The 11,923-nt window shown below is 57.4% G+C and carries 13 protein-coding genes; 9 read left to right on the top strand and 4 right to left on the bottom strand.

Annotated features, from left to right (window positions below; translation table 11 throughout):
- The first annotated feature begins 570 nt into the window (after positions 1 to 570).
- From ACZK1G_RS20800 to ACZK1G_RS20780, 5 genes are all read left to right on the top strand, one after another.
- Positions 571 to 969 (top strand): Imm10 family immunity protein, encoded by a 399-nt coding sequence (locus ACZK1G_RS20800; protein WP_101766221.1) that lies wholly within the window; start codon positions 571 to 573, stop codon positions 967 to 969.
- Between the two features lie 110 nt (positions 970 to 1,079).
- Positions 1,080 to 1,418 carry a hypothetical protein gene (locus ACZK1G_RS20795; protein WP_152682134.1) on the top strand — a complete coding sequence of 113 codons (339 nt, stop codon included), beginning with the start codon at positions 1,080 to 1,082 and terminating at the stop codon, positions 1,416 to 1,418.
- Between the two features lie 42 nt (positions 1,419 to 1,460).
- The gene (locus ACZK1G_RS20790; RefSeq protein ID WP_049441965.1) at positions 1,461 to 1,901 is read left to right on the top strand and encodes a hypothetical protein; all 441 of its coding nucleotides are present in this window, start codon (positions 1,461 to 1,463) and stop codon (positions 1,899 to 1,901) included.
- Between the two features lie 26 nt (positions 1,902 to 1,927).
- Positions 1,928 to 2,335, top strand: a complete 408-nt coding sequence (locus ACZK1G_RS20785; RefSeq protein ID WP_141750818.1) for a hypothetical protein — start codon at positions 1,928 to 1,930, stop codon at positions 2,333 to 2,335.
- A 69-nt stretch (positions 2,336 to 2,404) separates the two neighbouring features.
- The gene (locus ACZK1G_RS20780; RefSeq protein ID WP_101766220.1) at positions 2,405 to 2,977 is read left to right on the top strand and encodes a hypothetical protein; all 573 of its coding nucleotides are present in this window, start codon (positions 2,405 to 2,407) and stop codon (positions 2,975 to 2,977) included.
- Between the two features lie 52 nt (positions 2,978 to 3,029).
- Here ACZK1G_RS20780 and ACZK1G_RS20775 read toward each other — a convergent pair whose 3' ends face one another.
- Positions 3,030 to 3,560: a cold-shock protein gene (locus ACZK1G_RS20775; protein WP_101766219.1), complete on the bottom strand. Its 531-nt coding sequence runs from the start codon at positions 3,558 to 3,560 to the stop codon at positions 3,030 to 3,032.
- A gap of 45 nt (positions 3,561 to 3,605) precedes the next feature.
- A complete protein-coding gene (locus ACZK1G_RS20770) occupies positions 3,606 to 3,962 on the bottom strand; it encodes a hypothetical protein (protein WP_049444003.1) in 357 nt (118 codons plus the stop codon).
- A 643-nt stretch (positions 3,963 to 4,605) separates the two neighbouring features.
- Here ACZK1G_RS20770 and ACZK1G_RS20765 point away from each other — a divergent pair.
- From ACZK1G_RS20765 to ACZK1G_RS20750, 4 genes are all read left to right on the top strand, one after another.
- Positions 4,606 to 5,208: a DUF998 domain-containing protein gene (locus ACZK1G_RS20765; protein ID WP_049444001.1), complete on the top strand. Its 603-nt coding sequence runs from the start codon at positions 4,606 to 4,608 to the stop codon at positions 5,206 to 5,208.
- Positions 5,209 to 5,439: 231 nt separating this feature from the next.
- Positions 5,440 to 5,769, top strand: a complete 330-nt coding sequence (locus tag ACZK1G_RS20760; protein ID WP_101766218.1) for a hypothetical protein — start codon at positions 5,440 to 5,442, stop codon at positions 5,767 to 5,769.
- A 702-nt stretch (positions 5,770 to 6,471) separates the two neighbouring features.
- Entirely contained in the window at positions 6,472 to 7,140 is a 669-nt protein-coding gene (locus ACZK1G_RS20755; RefSeq protein WP_152682132.1) for a hypothetical protein, read from the top strand.
- A complete protein-coding gene (locus ACZK1G_RS20750; RefSeq protein WP_152682131.1) occupies positions 7,131 to 8,087 on the top strand; it encodes a hypothetical protein in 957 nt (318 codons plus the stop codon). Before ACZK1G_RS20755 ends, ACZK1G_RS20750 begins: the two co-directional genes overlap by 10 nt.
- A 469-nt stretch (positions 8,088 to 8,556) precedes the next feature.
- On the opposite strand, the gene ACZK1G_RS20745 is transcribed toward ACZK1G_RS20750, so the two are convergent.
- Positions 8,557 to 9,786 carry a HEPN domain-containing protein gene (locus ACZK1G_RS20745; protein ID WP_197622012.1) on the bottom strand — a complete coding sequence of 410 codons (1,230 nt, stop codon included), beginning with the start codon at positions 9,784 to 9,786 and terminating at the stop codon, positions 8,557 to 8,559.
- Between the two features lie 1,101 nt (positions 9,787 to 10,887).
- A complete protein-coding gene (gene gcvA, locus ACZK1G_RS20740) occupies positions 10,888 to 11,814 on the bottom strand; it encodes a transcriptional regulator GcvA (protein WP_049444074.1) in 927 nt (308 codons plus the stop codon).
- Positions 11,815 to 11,923: the final 109 nt, after the last annotated feature.

Below are 11,923 nucleotides of genomic sequence, written 5' to 3'. Positions count from 1 at the left end.
GGCGTACAACAGGGCAGTAAAGGAAAGGAGCGAGCTGAAATGCAGTGCATTCGAGTACTGATGGCCCTCTCGCTCGCCATGGGCCTGCCGGGGTGCCGGGATGAGGTGGAGAGTTCAACGTATCCCATTGGCCAGACGGGAGAGACGTGCACAGCCTACAAGGGCTTCGAGCGCCAGCCTCCTGAAGTAGTTGTGGCCGAGCTTGCCAAGCGAGGGTTGGATAGCAGCCGTTTGGTGCATAGGACAGTCTGCGGCCCGATCACAAGTTGGGACATTCTCCCCGCAGGGGCGTCGATCGATCGGATACCTCCGCCAGACGCATATGTAAGCGTCCACCTGCTGGAAGACGGCTCGGTTTCCGTCAGTACAGACCGCCCCTGACGTTGGCGCCGCCCTTGATGATCGAGCGGCGGGCGAACAGACAAAAGTACGGATGGGCTCGCAGGCGGGGCGAGTGGCACCCAGGTGGGCTGGAAGGGTGACAACGATGCGACCCTGCGTGCTGAGAGCGGCACCAGGACAGCGGCGGAGTAGACATTGAGTTTTCCACATGTCAGGAGTACCCGGGAAATGTACAGATTCAAGGCCGAAGTCGTTTCCATAGAGGAAGATGACTACTGCATCGTAGTTGGCTTGGCCGACAGCTCGACGAATCCGTCTCGTTACGTGGTATTGCAGAACGCGAAGGCGTATGACGACCAGGACGAAGAGTTGGGCATGGCGCACGCCCATATCGAGGTCGGTGGAGGTCTTGAGCCTTGCTATGGCGGTCTGGTGCATATCTCTCTGCGGCGCATGGAGCTTGAGCTGTCTCTCTCCGAAAGTGCACAGAGGAAGCTTGGGATCACTGGTGGGATTGCAGTGACACTGAAAACGTTGGAAAACGGCAGCAAGCTGGAGGCCGCGTTGCGGAAAATCTGTGTTGCGGAGGGTATTCCGCTTGATCTGAACTCGTCTGGACGGGATTGAGTTCATGCTGTGCCGCACTGCCTGCGAGAGGCGGGCTGAGCGGGGACAAAAGGCAGTAGGTCCGGACAGGCGAATGTGTTCTGGCTCATTTTCAAAGCCGGGGGAGTGGCATGAAAGCTGACGAATTTGTATCCGCTATCCAGCGCTATGTGCTTGAATCATCCGTGCGTAGTACGATCTCGAACCTGGGGTATCCACCGGGCCGTCGGGTGGCCCCAGACCTGTTGGCACGGTCCGAATGGTTCAACGGCTTGTCCGCTGTAGAAGCCGACATGTTGCGAGCCGTTGCCGGTGAAGCTGCCCGTTCGGCGGTCTTCGGGTTTCTGGCGGTGCTTGATGGCACCCGTGTCATCGATTCAGAGAAAGGCACCTTCGAGCTTCACCATGTGGGTCGCGAGAAGCGCCTGGTGAATCCGTCTGGCATCGATCTACACGACCTGATCGAATAGGTGCGGGATGCGCGCGCAGCACTGACATAGAGCGTGGGACTGATGAAACTGAACTTCGTGGCGGACTGCGACTGGGAGTCGCATGTTGGCAGGATAAAAAGTCATTACGTAGAGCGCTCCGCCACATTCGAGTCCAGGAGCTACGGGAACGAAGTGGCTTCTGTGGCATTGCTTTTCGTGTGTCGAGATCCCGAGCTGGATTTCAAGCGAAGAGTGCAGTTTCGACGAAAGAAGGCGGAGTTCTATACCGATGTGATGCTTGACCTGCCGACCATCGTTCCGCTCTCGATGAAGGAGAAAATGCGGTATGTCTCCCGCGAATTGCTTGAGCAGTTGGCGGAGCAACTGGGCAGGGTGAAGTTCAAGGACTTCGACCATGCAAGGTTTCTGATGGATCTGAAGGTATGGCTGGAGGACATCGATAGCCGTTACAACGGCCAATCGTCGGGTGCATGGCACTATGCCTCGGGCGAGGCGTCCTAGTCGCTCCGGAAGTCACCGATGCTCACTTGCTGGTCAATTTTCTCAACGGAATGAGGGATCCATTGCAGCGCTATCTTTGTGATCTGGATGTAACAGGCAATCTTTCGGCGGGCCGCGATGTCGAGCAGCTGCTCCCCGATCGATATGAGTTGGATCAGCGTGTGATTCGCTTTGTCTCCATTGAGCAGGCCAATCTGAACGCCTGGAGGGTTCGTCTTTGCGAAGTATTTGACAATGGAGCGCCTGGCTTCATCGATGTGTACGAGTTCGAGGCGGTGGATCCGGATCATCCCTTTGGTACCGAGTGGACGTTTGATTCGGTTGACGGCGCCTTGAGGTTCGCGCGGGACGTGCTGAGGACCAGTCAGGGGCGCTATGTGAACCAAGGACTGATTCAAGACGAGTACAAGGACCGCTATCATCCGGAATGGTGATACGCCTCTGGAACGAGTGGGCTATCCGCACATGAGTCAAGAATGCTCTGTGATCATTCTTTCAGATGGATGGACGAAGTTGTCATGAAGACACGCAGACTCATCTTGATTGCGCTGGGTATGTTGCCTGCAGCAGCAGGCTTCCCCGCAGGGAATCCACGCGTGGACTTTGTATCGAAAGCCTTCCGCGATGGAAGTTTCATCCCGCATGTCTACAGCGAGAGGGGTTTCCTGCGCCGCTATGGTGATGGCGAGCTGGTCGTGGACGCCACAGGACTGATGCGGCGTAGATACCTGGATCCCACTACCCGATTGGAGGTGCTGATCACCTCAAACCCTGACGTGGCTCCGCAGTTCCGAACCATTGATGAGATCCGCGTTTCATCGATCAGCGCGGCGCAACCCACTGCAGGTAGAACCGAGAGCCTGCGCGGCGTGAAGCTGAAAGGCGTTGCGATGGGTGATCCGGCGTCCGAGGCCATCGGCACAGCACGCAGATATGGCCAGGGGAAGACAGAGCAGGCAACGCTGGGGCGCTTCGATGTCGAGCGCATCTGTGGGTTCTCGGAGGGTGGATCGAGCATTTGCTTCTACGTTCGGGATGGGAAAGTGGTTGCGATGGCACTCGGGTTCGGCCCCTGACCGGTTGCCGTGCCCCTAGCGGTGCACGCGCAGCGCCACTACAAGCGTCAGCCTACGATGGCACTTCAGCGCGGACATGGTTGCTGGGATCGGCCTGGCGGTGGCCTGGGCCCCCAAGCAGACACCGCTGCTCATCAGGCACCAACCCAGTGAAGCGCCCAAACCGCGCCTCAACCCACGAAGGCCCCGCGCTTTCCACAAGCAATCGCCCCTGGCTCTGGTGCAGATCCAGCCAACGCTCGAAGCTGCTGCGCAGGCGTTCGATATCCGGCGCCCGCCACCGTGCATCGGCAGGCATGCGGATCAGCACGCGCGAGGGTGCGTTCTCCACGTCCATCACCAGCACGCCCTTGCACCGGATCTCGAAGGACGTCGCTCCGGCATGGCGCGCATACAGTTCAAAGCCCTCGTATGCCTTCGCGGTAACGAAGCCGAGCGCATCACTGTGCAGCAGGCGGTAATCGGCCGGCCGCAGCTTCTGGTACGCCCAGACCTGATCGCCCGCTGGCTCGGGCCACTCCACCCACATCGCGCCGATCACCGCGATGCACACCACCGCAGCGGCAAGGCCGTGCATCTTCATTCGTCACCCCGCACACAGGCAGAAAACTCCGCGTCGTAAGCGCGCTCAGTCCTTGGGTCGCATCCGCTCGTGGATGAAGGCAGTCAGCGCGAGATCGGCCATCACCAGCCCCTCCATCACCCGGTCGCCCACGTACTGCTCCGGCTCGCCGTTCTGGCGCGTGCGCTCGGCCGCCAGCAGGATCTCCTGCACGATGCGCTGGCCGGTGAGTGCGCAGTCGGCGTCGGATAGCGCCATCTGCCGGCTGCGTAGATGGTGCCGCTCGGGCCAGGGCTGGCCGTCGGCCGCAGCGCCCGCGCCGATGGCGTGCAGGATGGCGATGAGGCTGTTGGGGTCCGGGGCCGGAGCGGTCGAGGGCGCTTCCTGGATGGGGCGCGGGGGCGGGGAGTGCGGTGTGGTCATGGCGGGCTCCGTGCATGCAGGCAGAAGCCGCCACCGATAAAGGTGGCGGGCAGAGCGTGGCTCGAAAACCGGATGTTGGGAACCGGCGGGCACAAGGCCCCCACGCCCCGCCCGCCATAGCCGGCAGACGGATTGCCAGCCGGCACCACGCGCGGTGGTGCCGACTGGCAAGCGCAAACTACTTCCCAACAAAACGGGCTTTCGAGTCCCGACCACCGATGCACGGTGGCGCAGTAACGATTACCTGCTGTTGTTCGGAATGCCAACGGGTAGGGGTCAATGCCGCCAAAACCCGAGACGCTTTTGGCATTGTCGCATAGCGTGGAAAGGGGCGAGAGCATTGGCGTGCTAGGCGGAACGGCACTTCTGGAACGGAGTCGTCAGAACCTTCCGCCAGAGATGCAGGGCGCGGCAAATGCGACAGCACTCGCCCATCGGACATGTGTGATCGCTCACGCAACCGAACCGCTGCGACACCCGCTGGATGGTTTAAATGACTTCTTGCCTATTGAACCTACCGAGTGCCGCGCGCAATCTGACTACTGCTGTAGTCACTCACGATCGTCCTGCCCGCAGTAGGAAGGTTCTGCAGCGTTCGTCTGGATTCCACCCACTGGCGCAGGCCAAACAAGGACCACCGTACGTGTCACGCCGCAGCCGACTGCTTCTCTGCGCGGGTCTGGTCCCGCTTCCGTGGTTCCTGTTCTGGACCAGCGTTGCCGCCGTGTTCGCGCCGGGCTACAACCCGCTTGCGCAGCACGCCAGCGAGCTGCTGCAGGCAACCACGCTCGCAAGCATCTGCGCCAGGATTGCCGCCATCGGCTCCGGCGTGGGCTTCGTGGCGTTCTCCATCGGAGTATGGCGGGAGTCCGGCCGCCGGATTGCCGTAGGTGCAATCTGCTGGTTGGTCTTTGGCATTTCCATGCTGACCAACGGTCTCTGGCCCATGGGCCATCCGATGCACGGCTTCTACACCATCGGTATCGCAAACATCATTGCACCCGCGATGTCGCATATCGAATTGAGCGCGTGGTCTGCAAACCGAAGGGCGTACGCCGTGACCGCTATGGTGAGCATCGCGGGCATCGTCTATCTCTGGTTGAACCTGGTGGGCGCGGACCCGGAGGGCTTCAGGGGGCTGACACAGCGGCTGTTCTCGTCAATCAACTCGTTGTGGCCATTCGTGGTTGCGCTGTATCTGCTGCGCAGGGGTTCAAGCGCGCTGAAGGCGGAGCCTGCGCATTGATGGGGCGCGCGACAGGAGCATAGAGGACCGATCACGGACTTCTCGATCCAGCTCAAGGTGATCTTCTCGGGGCTCATGCCAGGGTTCTTACTGTTCAAGCCGTGGGCGCTTTTCCACTATCTGTTCCTTGAGGCTGGCACCTCGGGTGGCAAAGAGGGGAAAGGTCGTGCGCGTCTTCTGCTATAAGTAGCGCAACCGCGCCCAGAGGGCCTTCAGGAAGATAGTAGACTCATGGAGTTGTACTGGCGCTTGTTCACTAATTGCACATCGCAGCAGGCCGCTCTCAAGGTGGCGGCGCGGATCTTTGAGCAAGCTGGTCTTGAAGTCAGCAACCTCCACGCCGAGCCATATCACAAGGGCGGCTTCATGGTGAGTGCTAGCTCTCGTCATGCCGCACAATCGTGGCCTGAATTTGTGGTTCTTGCCCTGGCTTCGGCTCAATCCACCGGCCGCGGATGGCTCTTGAGTGGCTCAATTGCAGAAGAGCTGGATGCTTGGTCCAATCATTCCTTGGCTTCCAGTGTTTCGTCTATCCATATCCAGGCGGAAAGGCGGGAGTGACGAATCGCTGGAGGAGATGCCTGGTTTCGGCATGGAGCTGCTCCAGAGACCGGGGCCGCTAGCCGGTAATCATCTTGCAGTAGCGCGGCAAGGGGCAAGCTTGAGGATCGCGCATCCAGCTGGCCTGGCGGGGGCCATGCTCTCGCGCCGGTGTTCCTCGATCTGGAAGGCTCCTGCTCTTGCGATTGATGTCCGCTCCTGGCCGGAAGCGGACCAAGGTGGGGCACAGGACCCGCCACCACTGCGAAGGCATTTCTGACCATGGAGATGCCAGGCCTCCGTGACTCCGATGAACAGGGAGGATCCACCCACCGGGAGGGCAAGGGCTCTAGTCTGGGCCACCAGCTGGCATCTATTGTCCTCACTATTACAATCAAGTAGCGCTCAGCGTACTACCGTCTGTACTGCCTCTATTGGCTCGCTAGTGCAAGAGAATAGACCGGAATATCGACGCGCGCCCATGTGCAGGCTTGCAACGCCTACCGGCGCCAAGCCGCAGTCACGCACCAGCCACACCACGTCCTTGCAATGACTATGTTGTTGCGCAAAAGTCTAAAGTCAGACCATATTGGCAACCTCTGCTACTCAACTGGTGCGTAATCAGCAGCGTGTTCGAGGATCATTGCTAGGGAGTCTGCCTTAGGCTGACAACTCGTCGGCAACGCCAATCGGCACTGGTGATGGGCTCAGCGGCGTTCGCGGATGCCTGATGTGCTGAAGAGATATAGCGTATGTGTAGCGTTGAGGTTCCATCAACTCATATTTCAACAGAGAAAAAAAGTGGACTGGAGAAAGACCGTCGAGTACTTGTTCATAAATGAACTTTTGCGACAAAATTTGGACTTTTTTGCGCACCCTCTTGTGCCAAGAGGCGAGGGCGGTGCGGATGACCTGATCGCGAGTCCAGCGGTTTTTCTATACCTAGTCGAATTCAGGCCCGATGTAAGCAGCCTCGATTTGGAATGTGTGAGATTTTATGACTATGAGAAAGCAAGACTGCTCCTAAAGGGCTCCGACTCTCACCACCTCGTCGCATATGGCGAATCGACGGAGCAAGGAATTACCTTGGGTGTAAGAAGTTACTTTTCGGGCAGTCAGTATCGCCATCTCCTGAAAAATGGCAGAATTGATAGACTGCACTTTGAAAAGTATATGACTCAATTGCTGTTCTTTCGAAGGAAAGATGTGGAAGGTATCGGAGATGCAGGGGTGCTCAACCACGCCATCATTATTGGCGTAACTGACAGTGGAAAGTTTGCAGGCTCAATGACTCTGCAAGACTATATCAGTCTAGTGTTTCCCGAGTGTCTTCAAGCAGGAATCTCTCGATCTGAGCATACTGACAAGGAAAGGCGTCCGCAATGCAACTAAAGCTATTCTTCCTTCCATCAAAAGCGATTGCATCCCGAATTACCGAAACTTTTGGATTTATCTGGCCAACAGCGGCCGCAATCTGGAATCTGAGATGGCAGGTTCAAGGGCTAGTCGGCGCTTACCCAGAAATCAGTGAGAAGGAACTTCTAGGTCGATTCGTACAAGGCAGTGGAATTGATGGCGTGAACCTCCGAGGCGCGTGTATAGAAACGAGCTGGGCCACCCAGCAGGAACAGTTTGCCAAGTTCCTTCTTTTTGAATTGTGCGCATTGTACGAGTCTTGGTGTGAGCTTATCACCGATCAGCTTGCGCTTCCTGCTGCATCCAAGAAGAACTTGCAGTTCCCAACTAGCGTAAGTCCATCAGGCGTCGTAACTGGAGTAGCTAATGTAACGAACGCTGTTCATGGCAGCCCATCCGCTGTGCTCAGTTCCACCTTTCACCAAGTGCTTTCTACCAACCGCAAATACTCCCCCAATCACTTGGAGGAGATGCTGATTTGCTATCGCTACTTCAAGGAGCTTAGAAATTCCCTGATTCATGGCTCGAAGTCGGCCATTAATAAACTTGTATCCGCACAGAGCTCCTACTCCACACTTACCCCGGCCAGTCTCGGGGTTGCGGAGAAACCTCACTTCATTCCCTACAATTCAAGCGTTGCTCCAGCGCCAAGTTTGCGCGGGGTTGTCGGTTTTGGAGAGATTGTTCTCAAGCTGGTTTGCACGATGGATATAAAACTTGCTGAATCTAGCTTTGCAGAGCAAGATTTCAAACGGCGCTGGAAGATCGAAAATGGCTCACAGCCTTCACTGGTTGCAGCTTCGGAAGAGCTTCGCCGGAATCGACGCATTGGCGTCCTGACCAAGAAGCTCGGCTTGCCAAATCCAGCGATTACTCCGGCATTCGTGGCTTGGCTAAGGTCTCAAGGGATGATTTTCCACTAGAATTCAGCTCCCGCTGGAAATTTTTCGCTTAACTATGCTTGATCAACGCCTTCGCCGCTCCCATTGGGCGACGGCGCCGCAGTTGATAACTTTGAGCAGATCATTCATCCGGATAGATCGATCCGCTCTCACTTAAGAAGCGACGGATGTCTCCGTCGCCCTGTCCAGCAGCAAGATTCAGGAAATCATGGGTCAGCTTGAGTTCTCGCCGTTCCATCTTGAGCGCATAAACGGCGGCAACGTAAGCCTGGAGGAAGCATTCTATGCTTTCGTATCCCGGCCTGCCTCCTAACAGTTCTTCCGAGCCGACGCTGCTGCGCGGTGCAGCTTAACTCAGGCATTCCGATGTCCGGTTCTGGCCGGAAACGGACACTCTCTGAAGGAACTGCCTGTCTACCTCTTCCGGAACAGTTCACACGGGGTTCTAGCTGCCTCAATGTGCCGAGAGCAGTCCGCGCCGCGTTTGAGGTCATGGCTTGATTGCAAGAAATCGCTTGGCGAACAGGGCGCGCGCCATCGCAGCGTTAACATCTGATTGACTCACTGGGCCCGACAGTAAGGTGAGGGCTTCCTCGAAATTGGAAAAGCGAGTGTAGTTGCGGATATGGAACTTTAGCGCGGTGGCGAAGTAGTTCTGAAGTAAGTAGCAAAACGATTTAGTCAATGAGTTGTCCGATACGCGATGGACGCTAGCGTTTCTGTGCTCGGCGAGCTGTTTAAGAATTGATTCATGGTAATCGCGATCCTCGTACAGAAAAATGCATCGACGCACAAGTTGTTTGTAATCTGCCACGTTCGAGGAGAGGATGGACTCAAGTGCGGACCAGCACTTCAGGAATGCAGCGTCAGGGTCGCTTTCATCGAAGCCGCTGGCGAAGCGAATGACCGCTTGTTCCAAGCGGCCGTTGTATGGGCAGTTGCGCATTCTCCGCAAGGTCTTCTTTAGCACATCAACCAGAACGCTTGGCTTCCTGGGGGTGAACGTGATTCTCGGGCTATAATTGGGCTCGTACCAGATCAAATCGGTTGCGACCGAGCCATCAATATTATGGATCGTATGGAAGTGCCCTGTGCGCAGAACGTTGATGGGCTTGTGTTCTGAGCCAAGCAATGTCTTCTCAAAACTTGGATTCGACAGCAAACATATCAGGCCACGAAGAATTCTCAGCTCCCGATCTGATTTGGCGAACGCCGCGCCAGCGCTCTCCGCCTCTACATCAATTTGAACGAATGAATAGCTGTCAAGGTCCTCGTGAATAATTCCTGTCCGAATCTGTTCCTTTACTAGCTGCACGCGCGCAGATTTGAATTTTCGTGGAAGTGTTTTTCGAAACCGTGCTCGTAACTCACAAATTTGCAAGCTTCTAGGCAGCCATGCGCCATCCGTCGACAGTGTGGTTATAAGGCTAAATTTCTTTAGACCTCCCTTTCGCTGTGCAGATCGCGCGACATTTACTAGCCTGAGCAATTTAGTTGCTGAAATTGGGGCGTTGATCCCGTGCAGGACGTCCCAGATCAAGTCGACTCTGTCGATGCCGTCGTCGGCCTGTTGACCCTGAAGCATCGAGGCCAGGACGGCGATGTCTCCGTGCACGCTCAGCCGTAAGATCCCCACCGCGCCATCCGATAGGCTTACAGACTCCATAACTGATTCAAGGACCGGGTTGGGCTTGCTTCCCTCTGCCCATCGGTATGCCATGCGGTTGTTCCTGCCGTCCGGATATCCGAGTCCAGATTATGGGGATGGCGCCCGGGAGTCCACTGCGAGCGTCGTGCTGCCGTTGGGCCTAGCAGGTGGAGCGGTAGCCGTGCATATACATTTGAACAGGAGTCGAGCGGATCCAAAGTCACAAACGCGGCTGAGTCGTTGGTGCGGCATTAGCCTTGGGTGGTCGGGCAAATGTTAAATTTAATCGCCCTGTCTAGCCGCAACTAATGGGCACGTATGGAATGAGTGCAAGCATCGGGGTCGCCGCACAGCATGGACCTAATCCTCATGTATTAGTGGTATGGCCGGCTCAGAAACGACGCCTGGATGCAGGTGCGCTTAGATGGAGAGGTAGCGCCGTGGTTATGCGAAATGTCCAGTTCTGGCCGGAATCTGACATCAAGCTGGTCGTAGTGTTTGGCCATTGCAACTCCCCAGTAGTACTGGCTTGACACTCTGATAAAGTTGGACCGAGCTCGAAAGATCCATAAGGAAAGGAAGACAGTATGGCTCGAAACTCACCTGGAGCAGCTGGGCTGGTGGTGGTCGGGTTCCTCGCATTACTTGTCGCAATGTGCAGTGCGGGCGGGCAGCGCGACTCGCAGCGCTCCTCATTGGCTCAGGCACCGGCCGCGCCCCGGGTTCCGACGGAATCCTCTCGTCCGGAGATGACCGAGACGCAGTTTGTGTCAACCAGTACCCTCAACCAACGATCTTCTCCCAACGGAAAGATCATCGGAAGGCTCGCCGGTGGCGATTCCGTCGTGGTGTATGAACGCAAAGGAGAATGGGCGCGAGTGTCGGCCCAAGGCGTCCCTGCCAAATGGGTCAGCTCGAAGCTACTTTGCAGCGGAAGCGGCTGTTACCGGCCCACTAATCGGCCTGTGTCATCGTCGCGCAAAAATTTGCGGCCTGCCCGTAGCGACTATTCTGATGGGAGCTGTCCGTGCTCTGGATCACGAGTCTGTATTGGTCCCCGCGGCGGACGCTATTGCATTACGTCTGGAGGAAACAAGCGCTACGGTGTTTGACCAAGCGGGCTGCCTACGTCTGCTTCTGACCGGAAGCGGACATCTACTGGGCCACTGACACCTACTGGTCCAAAGCTGAAGCCTGGGCCTCGGAGTGCAACCAGTGCCGGAACGTCATGACCTTGGGAAGCGATGCACACTCAGGGCGATAGACGATGTAGTAGGCAAGCGTCGCGGCAACAGAAATCTCCGGAAACAGCCTGACGAGGCGGCCGCTGGCGACATCCTCGCGCGCCATGACGCTACGCGCCAATGCGATACCCCTTCCTTCCACCGCTGCCTGTAGTACTGCTGCGGAGCTATTAACCTGCATGCCGCGCATGGCATCCACGTTGTCTGCAGCGGCACGGTGCAGCCATTCACTCCACGTCATGAAACCGGTTCTGCTGTCGACTGACAGATCATGAATCAGTGGCAGGCCAGCAAGCTGCGCTGGCTGCAGCAGGGCCCCGTGCGCCTCAAGCCAGCCTGCTGAGCAGACCGGGAAGATCTCCTCATCCATGAGCTTGTCAGCGGTCAGCCCAGGCCACTGTCCCTTGCCATAGCGGACGCCGATGTCGATGGCGTCCTGTTCGAAATCCACCAGGTTGAGACCGGTGTGGAGACGGACGTCGGTTTCAGGACATGCGGCCTGGAAGCGCTCCAGTCGGGGCAACAGCCACTTCGACGCGAACGCAGGGCTGGTGGTCACGGTCAGCAAGCCGCCTCTGGCACTTTCCTGCAGGCGCGACAGCCCGCGCGTAAGCCGGTCCAAGCCTGCGCGGATATCTGGCAACGCCCGCTCTGCCGCATCGGTGGGTGTCAGTCGACGGCTGCCGCTGCGCTCCCGCACGAACAGCTCGACGGAGAGGGACTCTTCCAGGCTCCGCACAAGCTGGCCTATCGCGGCTGGGGTTACGTGCAGCTCCGCGGCTGCGCCACTGAAGCTCTGATGCCGAGCAGCAGCTTCGACTGCCCGTAACGCGGTGAAATTCAGGTGGGTTTTCATCGCGGGATAGTTTTTCTTTGCGTCTTCCAAAGAATAAACCATTTGAGGGCGGCGGGACGCGAGCGGAAGATCCTGCCCATCTTCCCGCAACCCACGGCAGTGAACCGCC

This window comes from Stenotrophomonas sp. 109824_Sma, from assembly GCF_056480025.1.
The sequence above is the reverse complement of the archived record's forward strand: the minus strand, read 5'-3'. Positions and strand labels throughout refer to the sequence as shown.

Excerpts from the sequence above, each read along its gene's own strand:
- ACZK1G_RS20800 (WP_101766221.1), top strand. The coding sequence starts at position 571 with ATGTACAGATTCAAGGCCGAAGTCGTTTCCATAGAGGAAGATGACTAC.
- ACZK1G_RS20795 (WP_152682134.1), top strand. The coding sequence starts at position 1,080 with ATGAAAGCTGACGAATTTGTATCCGCTATCCAGCGCTATGTGCTTGAA.
- ACZK1G_RS20790 (WP_049441965.1), top strand. The coding sequence starts at position 1,461 with ATGAAACTGAACTTCGTGGCGGACTGCGACTGGGAGTCGCATGTTGGC.
- ACZK1G_RS20780 (WP_101766220.1), top strand. The coding sequence starts at position 2,405 with ATGGACGAAGTTGTCATGAAGACACGCAGACTCATCTTGATTGCGCTG.
- ACZK1G_RS20775 (WP_101766219.1), bottom strand. The coding sequence starts at position 3,560 with ATGAAGATGCACGGCCTTGCCGCTGCGGTGGTGTGCATCGCGGTGATC.
- ACZK1G_RS20770 (WP_049444003.1), bottom strand. The coding sequence starts at position 3,962 with ATGACCACACCGCACTCCCCGCCCCCGCGCCCCATCCAGGAAGCGCCC.
- ACZK1G_RS20760 (WP_101766218.1), top strand. The coding sequence starts at position 5,440 with ATGGAGTTGTACTGGCGCTTGTTCACTAATTGCACATCGCAGCAGGCC.
- ACZK1G_RS20755 (WP_152682132.1), top strand. The coding sequence starts at position 6,472 with ATGCCTGATGTGCTGAAGAGATATAGCGTATGTGTAGCGTTGAGGTTC.
- ACZK1G_RS20750 (WP_152682131.1), top strand. The coding sequence starts at position 7,131 with ATGCAACTAAAGCTATTCTTCCTTCCATCAAAAGCGATTGCATCCCGA.
- ACZK1G_RS20745 (WP_197622012.1), bottom strand. The coding sequence starts at position 9,786 with ATGGCATACCGATGGGCAGAGGGAAGCAAGCCCAACCCGGTCCTTGAA.
- gcvA (WP_049444074.1), bottom strand. The coding sequence starts at position 11,814 with ATGAAAACCCACCTGAATTTCACCGCGTTACGGGCAGTCGAAGCTGCT.